General features: G+C 51.3%; 22 protein-coding genes. 20 read left to right on the top strand and 2 right to left on the bottom strand.

What is annotated here, in order from left to right; genetic code table 11:
- The first annotated feature begins 109 nt into the window (after positions 1-109).
- Both FCN15_RS00850 and FCN15_RS00845 read left to right on the top strand, forming a co-directional pair.
- Positions 110-1,729: a family 10 glycosylhydrolase gene (locus tag FCN15_RS00850; protein WP_138493053.1), complete on the top strand. Its 1,620-nt coding sequence runs from the start codon at positions 110-112 to the stop codon at positions 1,727-1,729.
- Positions 1,730-1,852: 123 nt separating this feature from the next.
- Positions 1,853-2,824: a patatin-like phospholipase family protein gene (locus tag FCN15_RS00845; protein WP_138493052.1), complete on the top strand. Its 972-nt coding sequence runs from the start codon at positions 1,853-1,855 to the stop codon at positions 2,822-2,824.
- An 8-nt stretch (positions 2,825-2,832) separates the two neighbouring features.
- On the opposite strand, the gene FCN15_RS00840 is transcribed toward FCN15_RS00845, so the two are convergent.
- The gene (locus FCN15_RS00840; protein ID WP_138493051.1) at positions 2,833-3,162 is read right to left on the bottom strand and encodes a hypothetical protein; all 330 of its coding nucleotides are present in this window, start codon (positions 3,160-3,162) and stop codon (positions 2,833-2,835) included.
- Positions 3,163-3,167: 5 nt separating this feature from the next.
- On the bottom strand, positions 3,168-4,163 hold the full coding sequence (locus FCN15_RS00835) for a DUF1385 domain-containing protein (protein ID WP_138493050.1): 996 nt from the start codon (positions 4,161-4,163) through the stop codon (positions 3,168-3,170).
- 216 nt (positions 4,164-4,379) lie between these two features.
- On the opposite strand from FCN15_RS00835, the gene FCN15_RS00830 reads away from it, so the two are divergent.
- From FCN15_RS00830 to amaP, 18 genes are all read left to right on the top strand, one after another.
- Complete coding sequence (locus FCN15_RS00830) at positions 4,380-4,895, top strand: YqhR family membrane protein (RefSeq protein WP_138493049.1); 516 nt, start codon at positions 4,380-4,382, stop codon at positions 4,893-4,895.
- Positions 4,896-4,977: 82 nt separating this feature from the next.
- A complete protein-coding gene (gene aroQ, locus FCN15_RS00825) occupies positions 4,978-5,430 on the top strand; it encodes a type II 3-dehydroquinate dehydratase (protein ID WP_138493048.1) in 453 nt (150 codons plus the stop codon).
- A gap of 2 nt (positions 5,431-5,432) precedes the next feature.
- Complete coding sequence (locus FCN15_RS00820) at positions 5,433-6,506, top strand: M24 family metallopeptidase (RefSeq protein WP_138493047.1); 1,074 nt, start codon at positions 5,433-5,435, stop codon at positions 6,504-6,506.
- 84 nt (positions 6,507-6,590) lie between these two features.
- Positions 6,591-7,148: an elongation factor P gene (efp, locus tag FCN15_RS00815; RefSeq protein WP_138493046.1), complete on the top strand. Its 558-nt coding sequence runs from the start codon at positions 6,591-6,593 to the stop codon at positions 7,146-7,148.
- A 219-nt stretch (positions 7,149-7,367) separates the two neighbouring features.
- On the top strand, positions 7,368-8,621 hold the full coding sequence (locus FCN15_RS00810) for an aspartate kinase (RefSeq protein ID WP_138493045.1): 1,254 nt from the start codon (positions 7,368-7,370) through the stop codon (positions 8,619-8,621).
- A gap of 236 nt (positions 8,622-8,857) precedes the next feature.
- The gene (locus tag FCN15_RS00805) at positions 8,858-9,124 is read left to right on the top strand and encodes a YqhV family protein (protein WP_138493044.1); all 267 of its coding nucleotides are present in this window, start codon (positions 8,858-8,860) and stop codon (positions 9,122-9,124) included.
- A 116-nt stretch (positions 9,125-9,240) separates the two neighbouring features.
- Positions 9,241-10,203, top strand: coding sequence for a stage III sporulation protein AA (gene spoIIIAA, locus FCN15_RS00800; RefSeq protein WP_138493043.1), 963 nt, complete (start codon positions 9,241-9,243; stop codon positions 10,201-10,203).
- A 50-nt stretch (positions 10,204-10,253) separates the two neighbouring features.
- Complete coding sequence (spoIIIAB, locus tag FCN15_RS00795) at positions 10,254-10,772, top strand: stage III sporulation protein SpoIIIAB (protein ID WP_138493042.1); 519 nt, start codon at positions 10,254-10,256, stop codon at positions 10,770-10,772.
- Positions 10,773-10,825: 53 nt separating this feature from the next.
- A complete protein-coding gene (gene spoIIIAC / locus FCN15_RS00790) occupies positions 10,826-11,029 on the top strand; it encodes a stage III sporulation protein AC (RefSeq protein WP_068696094.1) in 204 nt (67 codons plus the stop codon).
- 10 nt (positions 11,030-11,039) lie between these two features.
- Positions 11,040-11,429: a stage III sporulation protein AD gene (spoIIIAD, locus tag FCN15_RS00785; protein ID WP_138493041.1), complete on the top strand. Its 390-nt coding sequence runs from the start codon at positions 11,040-11,042 to the stop codon at positions 11,427-11,429.
- A 15-nt stretch (positions 11,430-11,444) separates the two neighbouring features.
- On the top strand, positions 11,445-12,647 hold the full coding sequence (gene spoIIIAE / locus FCN15_RS00780) for a stage III sporulation protein AE (protein WP_238996446.1): 1,203 nt from the start codon (positions 11,445-11,447) through the stop codon (positions 12,645-12,647).
- Between the two features lie 22 nt (positions 12,648-12,669).
- Positions 12,670-13,545: a stage III sporulation protein AF gene (gene spoIIIAF, locus FCN15_RS00775; protein WP_138493040.1), complete on the top strand. Its 876-nt coding sequence runs from the start codon at positions 12,670-12,672 to the stop codon at positions 13,543-13,545.
- A gap of 18 nt (positions 13,546-13,563) precedes the next feature.
- Positions 13,564-14,202 (top strand): stage III sporulation protein AG, encoded by a 639-nt coding sequence (spoIIIAG, locus tag FCN15_RS00770; protein ID WP_138493039.1) that lies wholly within the window; start codon positions 13,564-13,566, stop codon positions 14,200-14,202.
- A gap of 52 nt (positions 14,203-14,254) precedes the next feature.
- Positions 14,255-15,067, top strand: a complete 813-nt coding sequence (locus FCN15_RS00765; RefSeq protein WP_138493038.1) for a SpoIIIAH-like family protein — start codon at positions 14,255-14,257, stop codon at positions 15,065-15,067.
- Positions 15,068-15,336: 269 nt separating this feature from the next.
- Positions 15,337-15,813: an acetyl-CoA carboxylase biotin carboxyl carrier protein gene (accB, locus tag FCN15_RS00760; protein ID WP_138493037.1), complete on the top strand. Its 477-nt coding sequence runs from the start codon at positions 15,337-15,339 to the stop codon at positions 15,811-15,813.
- A 36-nt stretch (positions 15,814-15,849) separates the two neighbouring features.
- Entirely contained in the window at positions 15,850-17,193 is a 1,344-nt protein-coding gene (gene accC, locus FCN15_RS00755; protein ID WP_138493036.1) for an acetyl-CoA carboxylase biotin carboxylase subunit, read from the top strand.
- A 115-nt stretch (positions 17,194-17,308) separates the two neighbouring features.
- Positions 17,309-17,719, top strand: coding sequence for an Asp23/Gls24 family envelope stress response protein (locus FCN15_RS00750; protein ID WP_138493035.1), 411 nt, complete (start codon positions 17,309-17,311; stop codon positions 17,717-17,719).
- A 66-nt stretch (positions 17,720-17,785) separates the two neighbouring features.
- Entirely contained in the window at positions 17,786-18,325 is a 540-nt protein-coding gene (amaP, locus tag FCN15_RS00745; RefSeq protein ID WP_138493034.1) for an alkaline shock response membrane anchor protein AmaP, read from the top strand.
- The last annotated feature ends 12 nt before the right edge of the window (positions 18,326-18,337 follow it).

Below are 18,337 nucleotides of genomic sequence, written 5' to 3'. Positions count from 1 at the left end.
GCGGCAGGTGCCTTAAATGTTTCAATCCGGAATCCGGACCGCCGCAGAAGCAGATGACGAGGAGCACATCAGAGAGAGATAGGTAAAAAGATAACGGGGAGGAACGGAGATGATTTTCTGGAAGAAAGCACTTATGGCTTTGTCACTCCTGCTGCTTATGATTTCGGTAACGGGAATGGCAGATAAGCCAGCGGCAGCGTCTGATACGCCGATCACGATGAAGCTGGACGGCATGCTGTTAACAAGCGAGGTTGCGCCCTATATCAAGTCAAACACCACGCTTGTGCCGCTTAGAGTCATATCAGACGGGATCGGGGCTTCCGTGCAGTGGAACGGGACCGAGAAGAAGGTTACCATCAGTCAGTCCGGAACAACGATCGTATTGACCTTGGGAAGCCGGACGGCAATAGTCGGGGGAAGCACGGCAACGCTTGATGTAGCGCTGCAGTCCGTCTCCGGCCGGACTATGGTGCCGCTGCGCTTTGTCAGTGAAGAGCTTGGCTTGAACGTGAACTGGAATCAAACGACCCGGGTGATTACGCTGACTTCCCCCGGCTGGACAAGCGGTTCTTCAAATTCTTCGGGCTCTTCAGGTACTTCAGATGAACTAGCAGCAAGTAATTCGCTGCGAGGGGCATGGATCGCATCCGTATCCAATCTGGATTGGCCAAGCAGTGCCTCACGCGGCAACGAATCGAAGCAGAAGCAGGAATTCACTGCCCAGCTGGATAAACTGCAGGCGGAAGGGATTAATGCTGTATTTGTGCAGGTAAGGCCGTCAGCTGATGCGCTTTATCCTTCTTCGCTTGTCCCTTGGTCGCAGGTGCTCACCGGAACGCCGGGCAAGGATCCGGGTTACGACCCGCTTGCCTTTATGATTGAGGAAGCGCACAAACGCGGCATGGAGTTTCATGCGTGGTTTAATCCCTTCCGGGTGACAACCAGCGGAACGGATACCAGCAAGCTTGCGGCAGCCAGCGTTGCCAGGGAGCATCCAGCCTGGATCGTCAAAGAAAGCGGGAAGCTGTTCCTTAATCCGGGCATTCCGGATGCAAGGCAGCATATTATAGACGTCATTATGGAGGTCGTTAACAACTACGACATCGACGGCGTCCATTTGGATGATTATTTTTATCCTTCGGATGAAACCACTTCCAACCCATTTGACGACAGTGCGGCGTTTAAAGCTTATAATACCGGAGGCTTCAAGACCAAGGCGGACTGGCGCCGCAGCAATATTAATACCTTTGTGCATGATCTTGGTTCAGCGGTTCACAGTGCCAAGCCGCAGCTTGCGTTCGGGATCAGCCCTTCCGGCATCTGGCGCAACCAGTCCACCGACCCTACCGGCTCGGCAACATCTGGCCGCTCAGCGTACGATACGGAATATGCGGATGCCAGAACCTGGATTCTAGGACGGTATATCGACTATATTGCTCCGCAGGTGTATTGGAGCTTTGATACGGCGGCCGCTCCTTACGACAAAGTGGTAAGCTGGTGGGCCAACGAGGTAAACGGTACAGGTGTGAACCTGTATATCGGGATGGCACCTTATAAGATCAGCTCGCCCGAGAAAGGCTGGCAGTCAGCCCAAGAGCTGATTGACCAGCTGAAATATAACGAGCAGTTCAGCCAGATTCAGGGCAGCATTTTCTACCGGTCCAGCAGTCTTCTGGCGAGCCCGCTCGGCTTGACTGATTTGCTTAAGGCGTACTACGGTGTAAATTGAACTCATACAATTATTACAATTTTTAATTGATTTAACAGGAATTCGAATAGGACAGCCTCTGTTCCTCATACATAAGCAATAGCCAAATGGCATAGCTGGTATAAGGATGGGGGCTGTTTTTGCGTGCTTATAAACGGTGTGTTTCAGGGCGGCGGTGTGAAGGGCATTTCGCTGGCGGGCGCGATTAAGGCAGCAGAGCAGAACGGAGTTCTATTTCACAGGGTTGCAGGTACTTCTTCAGGTTCTATTGTGGCGGCTTTGCTTGCAGCAGGGTATACAGCCGATGAATTAAGAGACATCATCATGGGCACTTCCTTCAGCCAATTTCTGAAACGTTCCTCATTGTTTAATGTACTTCTGATTGGCCCTGCGCTCAGAGTGATATTGAAGAAAGGCCTATATTCCGGAGAAGAGCTGGAGGCCTGGGTCCGCGCAGCTTTGCTGCAGAAAGGGATAAGGACGTTTAACGATTTACAGCCCGGCAAACTGTCGATTGTCGCTTCGGATATCACCAACGGCAAAATTCTCGTTCTCCCGGATGATCTCCCGCAGCTCGGGATTCATCCCGGGGATTTCGAAATCGCCAGAGCTGTGAGAATGAGCTGCAGCATTCCATACTTCTTCGAGCCGGTGATGCTGCGTTTGGGTCATAGATACAGAAAGAACAAATCCTTCGCGGAGCAGTTTATCCATGTCGTGGATGGCGGTGTGCTCAGCAACCTGCCCTTATGGCTGTTTGACCAGGAGAAGATGCAGGACGGAGTCAAGAAGATCCCCACCGTCGGCTTTCAGATGGTCGGCGAAACCTCAGGCAAGCCCCATAAAATAAAAGGGCCTTTCACCATGCTGGAGGCGATTGTCGAGACCATGCTTTCGGCTCATGATGAGCGCTATATCGAACAATCCAAACGGTACCGCACCATCAAAATTCCTACGCTTGGAGTTGGAACCACCCAATTTAACCTTGAAAAAGAAGAAAGCCTGCGGCTTTACGCATCAGGCGTAAGCGCAGGCAATACGTTCTTTAACAATTGGGATCTGACACACTACGAAACACAGTTCCTCAAATACCAGCCTTTAATCCGGCCTCAGTAGAACCGGCCTTAATGAAACTTCGGCACATCCCCGTCGTTCTTCCCTTTCTGTCCGTCAATAACTTGAAAAGGATAATGCTTCCGCTTGCCGTCGCCGGCAGAACGTGAAGCAGAGGAAGGACGGCGCTGGGAAGCCGCCATCTTTGCCGCTGTACGCGCAGAAGGTTTAATCTTTGGCCCTCTGCGAAACCGCTTTGGCGGGTATTTATAAAGCACAAACACCAGAATTATCAATGCTGCAGGAATGACAAACGATATCCAGTTGCTGAGCAGCGTGTTCACAAGACCAGCCGCAGCCAGTACCATAACCGTCCAGAAAATAATCGAATGCCTTCTCATGTGGATCACCCTTTCACGGGATCAAGTGATGTACCTTCAGGAACGACGCTGTTTGCCGTTTGGCGTTCAAGCTGGGCGTCAAGCTCGCGCATCCGGTTAAAGGAGGCGATGGACACTTCAACCTGATCATTCGTCGGTTCTTTTGTTGTCAGAAGCTGCAGCCAAAGCCCGGGATAGCCGAGAAAGCGCAGCAGCGGGATATCGCGGACCGAGTTCGTGAATTTCAGAAGCTCAAACGACAAGCCGATAACCACAGGAAGAAGCAGAACACGGATGTACATTCTTTCCCAAATATTATCCCAATGGAAAAAAGAATATACGATGATGCCGACAATCACCGTCAGAATAATAAAACTGCTGCCGCAGCGGTAATGCAGGCGGCTGTATTTCTGCACATTATCCGGAGTAAGCTCTTCGCCATTCTCATATGCAGTAATAACTTTATGCTCCGCACCGTGATATTGGAACAGCCGTTTCACGACCGGGGTCAGCGAAATGATCCACAGATAACCGAGCAGCAGCACAATTTTGATAATGCCTTCAATGAGGGTATCCAGAACGCGGTTATTAACAATCCGTTCAAACAACAGATCCTCAAGCACCGCAGGTACCAAGGTGAAGACCAGCTTGCCGAAGATAAAGGAAAGAATTCCCGCGATCGTTACTCCGACAATCATACTGAGGGACCATGAAGACTCTTCTTTTTCCTTCTGTTTGGCGCGTTCTTCAGGCTCCATGCTGTCATCCGCCATGGCTTCGGCTGAATAATTCAAATGCTTGGAGCCTTTCGCGCTGGAATCCATGATACTGACAATACCTCTGATAAGCGGGATTTTGCGGAGCGATTTCACCCATCCCTTGTCCTCTCTTGGAACCTCCAGAAAGGTTATTTCACCGCTCTTCCGGCGGACGGCGGTTACATTAACGTGCTTGCCGCCGAACATTACGCCTTCCATAACGGCTTGGCCGCCATAGATGACCGGATTCTCTGTTTTCGGCACAACTTCACCTTCCCTATTGTAATAAAGATAAATAAGAAAAAGACTTAAATCGTCACGGATTCCTTAATTTTTCAGAGGGATCCGGTTTCTTTATTGTATCGAATCTCGGGCTTAAATACCAGATTGGATTAGGTTAATCGAAATGGGTCATACTATTGGCCATACTAAAGTGCGATCCAAATCAGGAAGCTGCAGGCAAAGAAGGGAAGGGATAATATGACTAAACAAAATCAAGGCAATAATAACCGGGTTGTCCAGGAGCAGCCACACACGAATTTTATCTGGTTTTCGCTGGAGCTTGGCTTTTTTGCCGGCGTTATTTGGGGGGCTGTCCACGGTTTCTTCTATTTTATGCGGTTTACAGTCGTTGTGCCGGGGTATTTAGCCGAGCCGTTCTTCAGGAACAGCTTCTTAAAGACCCAGCCGGGTTACTATATAGGCTGGCTGTTTTTTATCGTGTTTTCCATGATAGCTTCATTTCTGTACACCCTGCTGCTCCGAAAGCTGAGAGGCCCATGGCCCGGCATGCTCTACGGGATATGGTGGTGGGCAATCGTGTTCTTCGTGCTGTCCCCTTTGTTTTCCCTGACGCTTCCGCTCCGAAATCTGGGCTGGACGACCTTGATCAGCGAATTCTGCCTGTATCTGCTGTGGGGACTGTTTATCGGATATACGGCTGCAATTGAATATACGGACGACCGCCTCAGGGAGCCTAAACACGCGCTGGCCTAAGGGAAACTGCTACTTCTCAACTCTATCTGTCCTATGGTAAAATGGATTCTGGTTGTTTTAGAAGGAAAAGGAGAGAGCAGCAATGAACCGGATTTTGGTGCTGAACGGTCCTAATTTAAACATGCTAGGCATTAGGGAGCCTGGAATTTACGGTTCCTCGACGCTCGCCGACATTGAATCCAGACTGACAGAACTGGCAGGGGAGTGGGACCTTGAACTCTCTTTTTTTCAGTCTAATCACGAAGGAGCCCTGATCGACCGCATCCATGCGGCCTTTGGGAACATTGACGGAATCCTGCTGAATCCGGGAGCATTGACCCATTACAGCTACAGTTTGCGGGATGCCCTGCAGACGGTACATATTCCGGTGGTCGAAGTACATATGTCCAACATTCATGCGCGCGAAGCCTTCCGCCATACCTCGGTGATCGCGCCAGTGGCTGTCGGTCAGATTGCCGGTTTTGGCGCTGCCAGTTATGAATGGGGACTTGCTGCGCTTCACCGGCATCTATCAGCAGGCCATAAGGAGAAATGATGATGGCTAATAAACGTGTAAGCAGGGTGCGCGAAGCGCTTCTTGAACGTAATTTGGACGGACTGTTTATAGCTAGTCCGATTAACCGCCGATATTTGACGGGCTTTACCGGTTCCGCTGGTTATGTGCTGATTACAGCAGAGAAAGCTTATTTGCTTACCGATTTCCGGTACATGACTCAGGCTCCCCAGCAGGCTGCCGGCTTTGAGATCGTTGAAGAGCACCGTCAGGATACGCTGGATATTATTAAGGGTCTTCTTGAAGCCGCGAACGTGAAACGCCTCGGATTCGAGAATGAACTGATGTCTTATTCCATGTACGGCAAATATGAAGCCTCATTGAAACCGGTTGAATTGATTCCTGCCAGCGGGCTTGTGGAAGAAATCCGCATGTTCAAGGATGACGAAGAGCTTGCTGTAATGAAGGAAGCCGCCGATCTGGCCGACCGTACCTTCATGCATATGCTGGAAGTCATTAAACCGGGCATGTCCGAGCTGGAAGGCGCGCTTGAGCTTGAATTCTTTATGCGCAGGAACGGGGCTTCGGCTGCTTCCTTCGATACGATTTTTGCTTCAGGAGAACGTTCGGCCCTCCCTCATGGTACAGCCAGCTCCAAGCTTCTGGGCTCAGGTGAACTGCTGACGATGGATTTCGGCGCATTGTATAAGGGGTATTGCTCCGACATTACGAGAACAGTGATGGTAGGCACGCCAAACGACAAACAGCGTGAAATTTACAATATTGTTCTGGAGGCTCAGCTTCACACGATTGAGCAGCTTCGGCCGGGCATGACCGGACGCGAAGCGGATGCGCTGGCACGGGATGTCATTACTCGTTATGGATACGGCGAACAGTTCGGCCACAGTACGGGTCATGGACTGGGCATGGAAGTTCACGAGGCGCCTAATCTGTCCAAGGTAAGCGACACAGTGCTTCAGCCAGGCATGGTTGTTACGGTCGAGCCGGGAATATATATTCCGGGCTTTGGCGGCGTGCGGATCGAGGATGATGTTGTGGTTACGGAAACGGGCGTCCGCCGGTTAACCGAATCCACCAAGGACTTGATTATTTTGTAAACCTGCTCTGTTTATAAGCAGAGTATTGAGTTTTAAAATAAGTAATATTTTATTTAGCTGCAACTATTTTGAGGAGGTTATTTTGTGATTTCAGTAAACGATTTGAAGACAGGCCTTACAGTAGAAGTGGAAGGAGATATCTTTACCATTATTGACTTCCAACACGTTAAACCAGGTAAAGGTGCGGCATTTGTCCGTACGAAAATGAAAAACCTCCGCAACGGCAATACAGTTGAGCGTACTTTCCGTGCGGGTGAAAATATCGGCCGTGCACAAATCGAGAACCGTGACGTACAATATCTGTATGCCAGCGCTCAAGAACATACATTTATGGATAATGAAACTTACGACCAATTCACGCTGACATCTGATCAGCTGGAGTGGGAACTCAACTTCCTGAAAGAGAACATGAATGTGAAAATCGTCAGCTACCAGGGCGAAATTTTGGGTGTCAACATGCCAATGAGCGTTGAGCTTAAAGTTGTTGAGACGGAGCCGGGCATCAAAGGCAACACGGCAACCGGTGCTACGAAAAATGCTAAACTCGAAACAGGTCTGAATGTTCAAGTTCCACTCTTCATTAACGAAGATGATGTGCTTCTGATCGATACTCGCGAAGGAAAATATATTTCCCGCGCTTAATACATTCTGCTTCTCCGCAGCTGGCCTACAGGCGGCTGCGGGTTTGCCGCTGAAAGCGGCGGAACCATTCCTCCACCGCTTGGTGGAGGATTTTTTTGCAAAATTGGACTAACAATAAAATGATTGACTTCCGGGCCCGGCTTTCCTATGATAATGAGTTAAAGCGGTAAATTTACAGCGGAAGTCAGATTTTTAAAGAGCGAAATGGGAGTGAATGTTTTGGCATTATACGTCATGAAGTTCGGCGGGAGCTCCGTTGGGGATATTGAGCGGATGCAGCGCGTAGCAAAACGTGTTATGGAGAAACAAGAAGAGGGCCATCGCTGTGTAGTCGTAGTGTCCGCTATGGGAGATACGACGGATGATTTGATCGACCGGGCGAAGCTGCTGAATCCTAATCCTCCGGCAAGAGAAATGGATATGCTGATGACAACCGGGGAACAGATTTCTATCGCTTTGTTGTCCATTGCCATTCACAGTTTTGGAGGCAAAGCCGTATCTTATACCGGCTGGCAGGCCGGGTTCCGTACGGAACCTGTCCACGGGAATGCACGCATTAACGACATTTATCCGGAGCGTGTCCTGAAGTCTCTGGACGAAGGTAACATTGTTGTGGTTGCAGGATTCCAGGGAATGAGCGAAGATCAGGAAATTACGACTTTGGGCAGAGGCGGTTCCGATACGACGGCCGTTGCTCTCGCAGCTGCGATTAAGGCGGACGTGTGCGAAATCTATACCGATGTTGACGGTATTTATTCCACAGATCCCCGCATTGTAAACTGCGCGCGCAAGCTGAGCGAAATCTCTTATGACGAGATGCTTGAGCTTGCCAACCTGGGTGCCGCAGTCCTGCACCCGAGAGCGGTTGAATATGCCAAACATCATCAAGTCAAGCTGGTGGTTCGCTCCAGCTTTAATAAAAATGAAGGAACGGTTGTTAAAGAGGAGGCCATTATGGAACAAGGTGTTGTAGTCAGCGGTATTGCTTACGATAAAAATGTAGCGAGAATTACGCTTATGGGCGTTCAGCACGTGCCTGGCGTACTCGCTAAAGTGTTCGGCGCGCTTGCCCAGTCTCAAGTCAATGTCGATATCATTGTCCAGAACGGCGGGCAGAACGGTGAAGCGGATTTCTCCTTTACCGTAACACTTGCCGAACGGCAAAAAGCGCTTGATGTCATCGCAAGCATTCGCGGCGAGGTGCCTTACCGTGAAGCTACCTCGGAAGAGGATCTTGTTAAAGTATCCATCGTTGGCGCCGGCATGGTCAGCCATCCGGGTGTTGCCGCCCAAATGTTTGACGTAATTTCGAAGCAGGGCGTCAATATCAAGATGGTCAGCACCTCGGAGATAAAGACCTCCTGCGTCATCGACCGTGAGAAATTGAACGAGGTTGTTCGTGCGCTGCATACGGCTTATGGCCTGGATACAGCCGAAACGGCCTTTGTTGGCGGACCTCAGGAACGCCGTTAATCCTGTCTTTTCTATTAAGTTAAGAGCATCCTATTGAACGTTTAAATAGCTGGACCTATAGCAGAAGCTGCCTGATCCGATCGCACGATCGAGATCGAGGCAGCTTCTTTCTTTTTTTCGAAGCCTGCCGTCTCTCCTGCCGTCTTTATTGGTGGTCGGATTTCACGATTTCTATGGACTAAATCCAGGGATGGGAGCATATCGATAAGTACATCCGGACAAGTAGGAGGTTAGTTATGCTGGATAAATTTGTACTGAGTATGGCGTCACTGCGGCTGCTGTCGGGAACCATTGAAATTCTGGCCGCACTGCTGATGCTTAAACTGGGGAGAGTGGACAAGGCTCTGGCCGTCAATTCCGGGCTGGCCCTTGTAGGGCCTGCGATCCTGATCATAACCACGACCATTGGCCTTGCCGGTATGGCAGACAAGCTGTCTTGGAGCAAGATGGCCTGGGTAGTCTGCGGCGTATCTTTTCTCTTAATCGGGATTTTAAAGAAATAGTAGATTCCGTCATAAAAGATAGGTACAAGCATAAAATAAAGTAGACTTCAAAGAACAGAACCAGGAACAGAACCAGGCTCAGCAACAACATAAGCAGGAATGGAGGTGGGGTGACTATGAATGAGCAGTGGCTGTCTGTATTCCCGGAGCGCATCCGTTCTTTGCTGCTGAAGCTTCCTCCTCTTATGCTGTCCGGTCTGGAAGAAGTGAGGATCCGGGAGGAACGCCCGCTGGAGATCAACACGGGGGGACAGTTTTACTTCCTGAAAGAGGACGGCGGGGTTACGGTTCATCCGGAACAAGGCGTCCGGACAGGCCGTGAGGAAAGCCACAGGCTGCTGGATCTCATTACCAACCATTCTGTTTATACGATGGAAGAAGAGCTTCGAAAAGGATTCATCACCCTGCCCGGCGGGCACCGGATGGGGCTTTCCGGCAGGGCGGTCCTAAGCCGGGGAAAAGTTGAGCACATCCGCGACATCAGCGGGTTCAACCTGCGGATTGCGAGGGAAGTGAAAGGCGCTTCAGTTCCAGTTCTTCCCTATCTGCTGGACAACCGGGGGAAGAACCTGCTGCATACGCTTATCGTGGCTCCCCCGCAGCAGGGCAAAACAACACTGCTCCGGGATCTGGCCAGGGCGGTCAGCAGCGGACAGTTTGGGACTGGAAGGGAAGGCTGGCCGGGCCTGAAGGTGGCCATCATCGATGAGCGCTCGGAGATTGCCGGCTGCCGGCGCGGAGTGCCCAGCTTTGATGTCGGTCCCCGGACGGATATTATGGACGGATGTCCAAAGGCCGAGGGGATCATGATGATGATCCGTTCCATGTCCCCGGATATCATCGTTGTGGATGAGATCGGCCGCCAGGAGGATGCCGAGGCGCTGAGACAGGCGCTTCATGCAGGTGTTCGGGTCATCGCTACTGCGCATGGGGCAGGGGATGCGAAGCCTTTGAGTCCTCTGCTGGAAGGAATTTTGGGCGGGAAGCTGTTCCAGAGGTTTGTAACCCTGCGGAGAAGTGAGCAAGGCTTTGCCTTTAAGGTGTACGACGAAGACTACAAACCGCTGCTGCAGCACTAGCTCCACACTGACAGGGCAGCTGACACGAACAACCGGAAGGGGGTGAAGCCATGATAAAGCTGCTTGGAGCTGCCATGGTCATCTTGGCCGGCACACTCGCGGGATGGATTCAGGCGAGAAGATTTGCGGTCCGGCCGCAGGAGATCCGGCGCCTGATCTTATCTCTGCAAAGACTTGATACGGAGATCGGATACGGCTTCATTCCTCTTCCCGAGGCGCTCAGACGGATCGGAGCCCAGAGCCGGGAGCCGCTGAACCGGCTGTACAACGAGGCGGCGGAAGCGATGGAAGCCCCGCGGAACTGGACAGCCCAGGACAGCCTGCACTACGCGCTGCAGGAGAACTGGAAATTCACCTCCATGAAGGCGCAGGAGCGGGAAGTGCTGCACCAGCTGGCATTCACCTTAGGAACCAGTGACCGTGCCAATCAGAAGACCCACATCCAGTCGGCGGTCAAAGCGCTGGAAGCGGAGGAGGCGCAAGCTCTGGAAGAGCAGGCCCGCTACGAGAAAATGTGCAGAAGCCTCGGACTGCTGATCGGCGCATTTATTGTTATCTTGATCTATTAATACGGTAACTTTCCCGGCAGGGATTGCGGACAAAACAGCGAGGTGCCTTTTTCATGAACATAGAAGTCAACGCCATTTTTCAGATAGCCGGCATCGGAATTATTATCGCGATGATCCACACCGTGCTGAAGCAGATGGGTAAAGAGGATATGGCTCATTGGGTAACGCTGATCGGCTTTGTGGTCGTGCTGTTTATGGTGGTCCGCATGCTGGACAGCCTCTTTCAGCAAATCAAAACGATCTTTCTGTTCCAGTAGGTGAGCGGCAATGGAAATGATTCAAATTGTCGGCCTTGGCCTGATCGCTGCGATCCTCTCCTTGATGATGAAGGAGCAAAAACCGATTTTCGCCTTTCTAATCGCGGCTTTCGCCGGCATAACGATTTTTCTGTTTCTCATCGGCAAAATCGGAACGGTGCTGGAGACGCTGGAAGAGCTTGCGGCAGCATCAGGCGTACAGAACGTCTATCTGAAGACGATTTTAAAAATTATCGGTATTGCTTACATTGCAGAGTTCGGTGCCCAAATCGTCCGGGATGCCGGACAAGATTCCATAGCCTCCAAGATCGAGCTGGCGGGAAAAGTGCTGATTATCGTTCTGGCAGTACCGATTATCGGCATTATTATCGAAACTGTGGTTAAGCTGCTGCCAGCCTAGAAACGGGGAATGATCATGAAATACGGCATGAGGTTGGTTCCAGGCATACTGCTGGTCCTGCTGTGGCTGCTTCTGCTGTACCCGCCCGCCGCAGCGGCGGCAGCTGCCGGAGAAGACCCTTCACCAGACGGGCAGCAGCAGGTTACCGCAGGCGGCCAGGTCGATACGGAGGAGATTGAACAGTACTGGCAGCAGCTGCTCAAGGAGTATGGAGGATTTTTTCCGGAAGGGAGCCTTCCTTCTTTTAAAGAAATGATTATGCCGGGCGGAGACGGATTCAGCCTGTCTGCAGGGCTCTCCGGGCTGTTCCGCTTCATGTGGCACGAGGTCCTCTACAATGCCAAAATTCTGGTGACGATCGTCGTGCTGACCGTGTTCAGCATGCTGCTGGAGACGCTCCAGAGCGCCTTTGAGAAAGGCAATGTAGGCAAAGTCGCCTTCTACATCTGCTATATGGTTCTCATCATTCTGGCCATCAACAGCTTTCATGTGGCAATCGACTATGCGGCCAGAGCAATCGAAGGCATGATTGATTTCATGATGGCCATGGTGCCGCTGCTCTTTACCCTGCTTGCCTCCCTGGGCAATGTGGTCACCGTATCGGTAACCCACCCGCTTGTCGTTTTTATGGTTCATACGGTCGGTACGGTTGTCCATGTGGTCGTCTTTCCGCTGATCTTCTTCTCTGCAGTTCTGCATATCGTCAGCTCGATGAACGAGAAATACAGGCTGTCCCGGCTTGCCGATATGCTGAGAACGGTCGCGATGGGGCTGCTCGGCGTCCTGCTTACCGTCTTCCTGGGCGTAATTTCGGTCAAAGGGATCGCGGGCTCCGTGGCAGACGGGGTGACGCTCAAAACGGCGAAATACTTGACAGGCAGCTTTGTCCCGGTTGTCGGTAAGGTATTTTCCGAGGCTACCGATACCGTCTTGTCTGCCTCCATTCTTGTCAAGAATGCCGTTGGTATTGTTGGCGTCGTCATTATCTTGTTCCTGTGCGCTTTTCCGGCGATCAAGATCCTTGCGCTTGCGCTGATCTATAACTTCACTGCGGCGGTCATGCAGCCCCTTGGAGATACGCCGATTGTGGCCTGCCTGGAGACGATTGGAAAAAGCATGCTGTATGTGTTTGCCGTATTGGCGGCGGTCGGCCTGATGTTCTTTCTGGCGATCACCATCATGCTCACGGCGGGGAACGTCACCCTGATGATGCGCTGACCTGAAAGGCGGGAAAGAAGACATGACTTGGCTAGGCGAGTGGCTGAAGCAGATCATTTTTGTAGTGCTGCTGTCCAGCTTTATCGAAATGCTGCTGCCGAACCGTTCAATGGAGCGCTATGTGAAAATGGTGCTCAGCCTGCTCGTGCTGATGACTCTGCTGAATCCCATCCTCAAGCTGTTTAGCGGCAATCCGGTAGAGAAGCTTCAGCAGGCCATAGAGGAGCAGCTGAATCCCAAAGGGTCCACCCGAAGCGGACTGGAGCAAATTCTAAAACAGGGAGAGCTCCTCAGGCAGTCCAGCCTGGAGGATTCGCTCAAATGGACCGGTAATGAAGCCGCGCAGCAGATGAAGACGCAGATCGAAGCCGCTACAGGCCTTGATGTGGACCGGGTAGCCGTCACGCTGAAACTGGAAAAGGCTGAAGCCGGTACAAATTCCGGTTCCAAAGCCGGTACTAATGCAGATCAGCAGGATGCGGACACTCAGCAGTACGACAGGCCGGTGATCAGCGGCGTTAAGGTGTATCTGAACCCGGCAGAAGCAGAGGCAGTTATGGCGAGTCCTGAAGAGAAGGCCGGGCAAGAGCCGGATGCGAATCAGTCCGCGTCAGCAATTACCGTTCCGAAGGTACAGCAGGTGCAGGTAGGGATTGGCCGGATAGAGATTGAGGCCGCTCCGGTCGCAGCGGAAGCCCCTGAAGTCACTCAAAATTCTGCGGCGGATGATCCGAGTGACGGAACCGTTAACGGCTCGAAGGCAGAAGAGGATGAATCGGCAGCGGCTGCGCCTGAATCTGAAGAGACCAGGAAGATCAGATCGCTGCTTGAAAGCAGCTGGGACATTGAGGATAACAAAATCCGCATTTATCAGCTTCAGAATGAAGCCAGCCCGTAAAGGAGGTGAGGACCGGATATGAATTGGTTCAAGAAGCTTGAGCAATGGCTTGGAGGGGGCGAAGGCGGCAGCAAAAAAATACATACCTTCAGGCTGCTGATTATTATCGGACTTATCGGCATTGCCATCATGCTTTTTAATTCGTTCGTCCACGTCAAGAAAATCGATACAGGCAGCGTAGGACGGGAACCACCGGCAGACACCGTCAGTACCTCCGCGGATTCTTCCTCCGCTCAAGGAGATAACCCTTTTGACGGCATCGAGGCAGAAATGGAGAACAAGACCAAAGACATTTTGGAGAAAATTGTCGGCGTCGGCGCGGTCGATGTGCTGGTCACTGTCGATTCGACAGAGGAGACGGTTTTTCAGCGGAATGTCAAAGACAGCCAGCAGACGACGGATGAGACGGATGCCAGCGGAGGCAAACGGCATATTACCGAATACACCCGCGACGGCGAAATTGTCACCTATGAGATGTCAGGCGACCAGCAGCCGATTATCACCAAGAAGGTCAAGCCGCAGATCCGCGGTGTGCTGGTGGTAGCCAAAGGAGCAGAGAACAAAATTGTGAAGCAGATGATCGTGGATGCTGTGGAAAAAGGCCTGAACGTACCTGCTTACCGGATCTCGGTTGCTCCGCGGAAAACTTCTGAGTAAGGCAGAATGGAAGCCGGAAATGATCTAACTAATTCTTTTAGGAGGAATTTCAATGAAAACGAAAAGACAAACAATTTGGCTCGTCTCCATGCTCAGCTTGATGGTCGTCCTGTCTGCTTATTATCTGTTCACCGAGGACTCGGGTCCGGCTGCAACGAGCACAAATGAAGGCCAGCAGGTAACAGCGACCGATACCCAAGGCGGCAAAGGTGCTTCTGCCGCATCGGACGGAACAATCGTATCCGAAGTAACAGACGAATCCGCAGCGCAGGACGGTACAGCAGCGGCAGGCGATGACCAAACCTCCGCGTCCGCAAACCAAAGCAGTGAAGATGCCGCTCAAGCTGATGAAAGCGGAACGGCTGCTGCCGATCAGACTCAGACGGATAAAGCTGCGAATGACACAGCGGGCAAAACGGACAACAGCACGGCAGCCGCAGATTCCGGCAAGCAAACCGCCAAGACAGATGAAGAGGTGCTGGAAACGGCCGAAGCTCAAGGAACGGCAGGCAGCGATATTGTCAGCCAGTACCAATTTGACCGCGTAGAAGCCAATGGCAAGAAAGCCGACGAGCTTTATCAGGTGATGAACGACCTCACCAAGACACCGGAAGAGAATGCCGAAGCCGCTAACGAGCTGAACGCCCTGCAGGACAAGGAATCCAAAATTAACGATATTGAAGAACAGGTTTCCCAAAAATACGGCACAGCGGTTGTTAAAGAAGAAGATAACAGCTACATGGTGGTGGTCATGAATGACAAGCTGCAGGCGAAAGATGCGGCTTCTATCGTGGATCTGGTCATCAGCGAGCTCGGCGTTTCTCAAGATCAAGTGAAGGTGCAGTATGTGAGTACAGCCAAATAAACGGGTCCAGCCAGCTGCTGCCGAAAGAGTCCAGTGTCATGCTTGGACTCTTTCTATTTCATCACATTGTGATATAATACATAAAGTTATGTCATGACCAAGTACCAAAGCTTTGCGGTTTCAAAGGAAGCCAGTGTTCTACGTTCCTTATTATTGACTTGCAGACCGTGCTTTCTTTACCACAGGGGGACAGCCGCGCGGTGCGCGGGCATCGTCCGTATTCGCCGGCACAGGATGTTCTTCATTAAAGCTGAAGGAGTGAATTGTTAATGTTCAAATTAAACGAAATCAAAGAATTGATCAAACTGGTGGATGAAACCTCCATACATGAATTAGAGCTTGAAAATGAAGGTTCGCGTCTTACAATCCGCAAGCCGGGCAAGACTGAAGTTGTTCAGGTTCAAGCCGCTCCGGTTCAAATGGCTTCCATTCCAGCAGCAGGGGCTGTTCCTCAGACTGCTGTGCAGGAGACGAAAGCGCCTGAGCGTAAACCGGCAGATGCTGACTTACATACGATTACTTCGCCGATGGTTGGAACCTTCTACCGCGCTTCTTCCCCAGAAGCAGGGTCCTTTGTTAACAAAGGCGACCGGGTTTCCGAGAAAACGGTGGTCTGCATCATCGAAGCGATGAAGCTGATGAACGAGCTTGAGGCAGAAGTGAAAGGCGAAATCGTCGATATTTTAGTTGAAAACGGCCAGCTTGTGGAATATGGACAGCCCCTCTTTTTGGTGAAACCGGAATAATCAGCACTTAAGAAAATGGTACCAGGAGGATAAACCATGAAATTTCACAAAGTATTAATCGCTAACCGCGGCGAAATTGCAGTGCGGATTATCCGTGCCTGCCGGGAAATGAACATTTCTACGGTAGCCGTTTATTCCGAAGCGGATAAAGATTCGCTGCACGTACGTCTTGCAGATGAGGCTTACTGCATCGGTCCTACTCTTTCCAAGGACAGCTATTTGAACTTTACAAATATTATGAGTGTTGCAACGCTGACTGAATGCGATGCGATTCATCCCGGCTACGGCTTCTTGTCTGAAAATGCTGACTTCGCAGAAATCTGCGATTCCTGCAATATTACTTTTATCGGCCCTTCTGCTGATGCGATCAGCCGCATGGGCGATAAATCCGTAGCCAAACAAACAATGAAGGATGCCGGTGTGCCGGTAATCCCGGGTTCTGACGGCATCATCGAGGATCTTGAAGAGGCTGTCATGATCGCGAGGGGAATTGGTTACCCTGTTATTATTAAAGCGACTGCCGGCGGGGGCGGCAAAGGCATCCGCTTGGCAGAAGATGAGGCTTCTTTGATCCAGCAGATTACGACCGCACAGCAGGAGGCGCAAAAGGCCTTTGGCAATGCCGGTGTTTATTTGGAGAAATATTTGACAGGCATGAAGCACGTCGAAATTCAGATTATGGCCGACCGCCACGGCAACGCGGTTTATCTCGGGGAGCGGGACTGCTCTGTCCAGCGCCGCCGCCAAAAGCTGGTCGAAGAGGCGCCTTGTCCGATTCTGACTCCGGAGAAACGTGCCGAAATGGGCGAAGCAGCAGTCCGGGCAGCCCTGGCTGTAGACTACTGCGGGGCGGGGACGCTGGAGTTCCTGCTTAGTCCTGACGGCCAATTCTACTTTATGGAGATGAACACCCGTATTCAGGTTGAACATCCCGTAACAGAAATGGTAACCGGCGTTGACCTGATCAAAGAGATGGTCTCCGTTGCCGAAGGCAATCCATTGTCCTTCTCGCAGGAAGATGTGGTGCTTAACGGCTGGTCGATCGAATGCCGGATCAATGCGGAGGATCCAGCCCGTAACTTCCTTCCGTCTCCGGGCAAGATTCAGTTCTATCTGCCGCCTGGCGGTCCTGGAGTACGCGTCGACAGCGGCGCTTATCCGGGATATACGATTTCGCCGCATTATGATTCCATGATTGCGAAGCTGATTGTTTGGGCGCCTACTCGTGAGGAAGCCGTTGCCAAGATGAAACGTGCACTGGCTGAGTTTGCGGTTGAAGGTATTCACACCACCATCCCGTTCCATCAGAAACTTATGAATCATCCGGTGTTTGTCCGCGGTGACTTTGATATTAAATTTCTGGAAGAACATGAGGTCTAAAACGATTTGGCCAAGTTTGTCATAATACAGGCAAAATGATATAGTATGTATAATAAGTGCGCTTGCCTCTGTGACACTGGGTCTGCCGCAAACTTATTGAGAGGTGGAGAAGAAGATGAGTACTTTGCCGACTGAATTTGAACGTACGGATATTGGCGAAATTCAAATTGCACCGGAAGTCATTGAAGTTATTGCCGGTTTGGCAACTGTTGAAGTGAAGGGCGTTGCGGGAATGAGCGGCGGTTTTGCCGGCGGCATTGCGGAACTGCTCGGGCGCAAGAATTTGTCCAAAGGCGTTAAAGTCCAAGTTGGTCAGCGTGAAGCAGCTGTCGATGTATCTGTCATTGTGGAATACGGCAACCGCATTCCGGAAGTAGCCAATGAAGTACAGCGCAACGTGAAACGCTCGATCGAGCAGATGACCGGCCTGTCCGTCGTGGAAGTGAACGTACATATTCATGACGTCATTTTCAAAGCGGCTGAGAGAGCTGAAGAACCTGCCGATTTAACGAATAGGGTGAAATAATAGAGCAAATAAACCCCCGACGTTCATGTCAGGGGTTTACTATAATTTAGGGAGGCTGCACAATTCGTGGCAAAGATTTTAGACAGAATTTTGCTGTTCATTTACAGTCTAAGTATCGGCATTATCAGTGTAATTGCTATCCTCCTTATAACCAACGCTGTTCCGGTTTCCATTGACAGTAATACAGAGGCTCAGCTGTTAGTGGCTGTGCTGGTCATAGCTGTGCTGCTGTTTCTGCTCAGCATCCGCTTCTTCTATGTTTCGGTCCGCCGGGATCGTTCCTCTCTTCCGTCTATTGACCAAAGAACCGAATTCGGTGATATTCAAATTTCGGTAGAGACGATTGAGAACCTTTCCTACAAAGCGGCTTCGCGTGTCCGCGGCGTGCGTGATGTGAAGACCAGAATCCGGGTGTCGGAGTCAGGGCTTGAAATTAATGTGCGGGCGCTTGTCGATGGGGAAACGGCGATTCCTCCGCTGACGGAAGAAGTGCAGAAACAGGTACATGATCAGGTAGAGGAGATTACCGGGATTCCGGTTTCTTATGTCTCCGTATACATTGCTAACCTGGTGCAGTCCCCGGTCATGAAGAGCCGGGTGGAATAGGGGGAGTACGTC

It is taken from the genome of Paenibacillus pinistramenti, from assembly GCF_005869875.1.
In the GTDB taxonomy this organism is placed as follows: domain Bacteria; phylum Bacillota; class Bacilli; order Paenibacillales; family Paenibacillaceae; genus Fontibacillus; species Fontibacillus pinistramenti.
The sequence above is the reverse complement of the archived record's forward strand: the minus strand, read 5'-3'. Positions and strand labels throughout refer to the sequence as shown.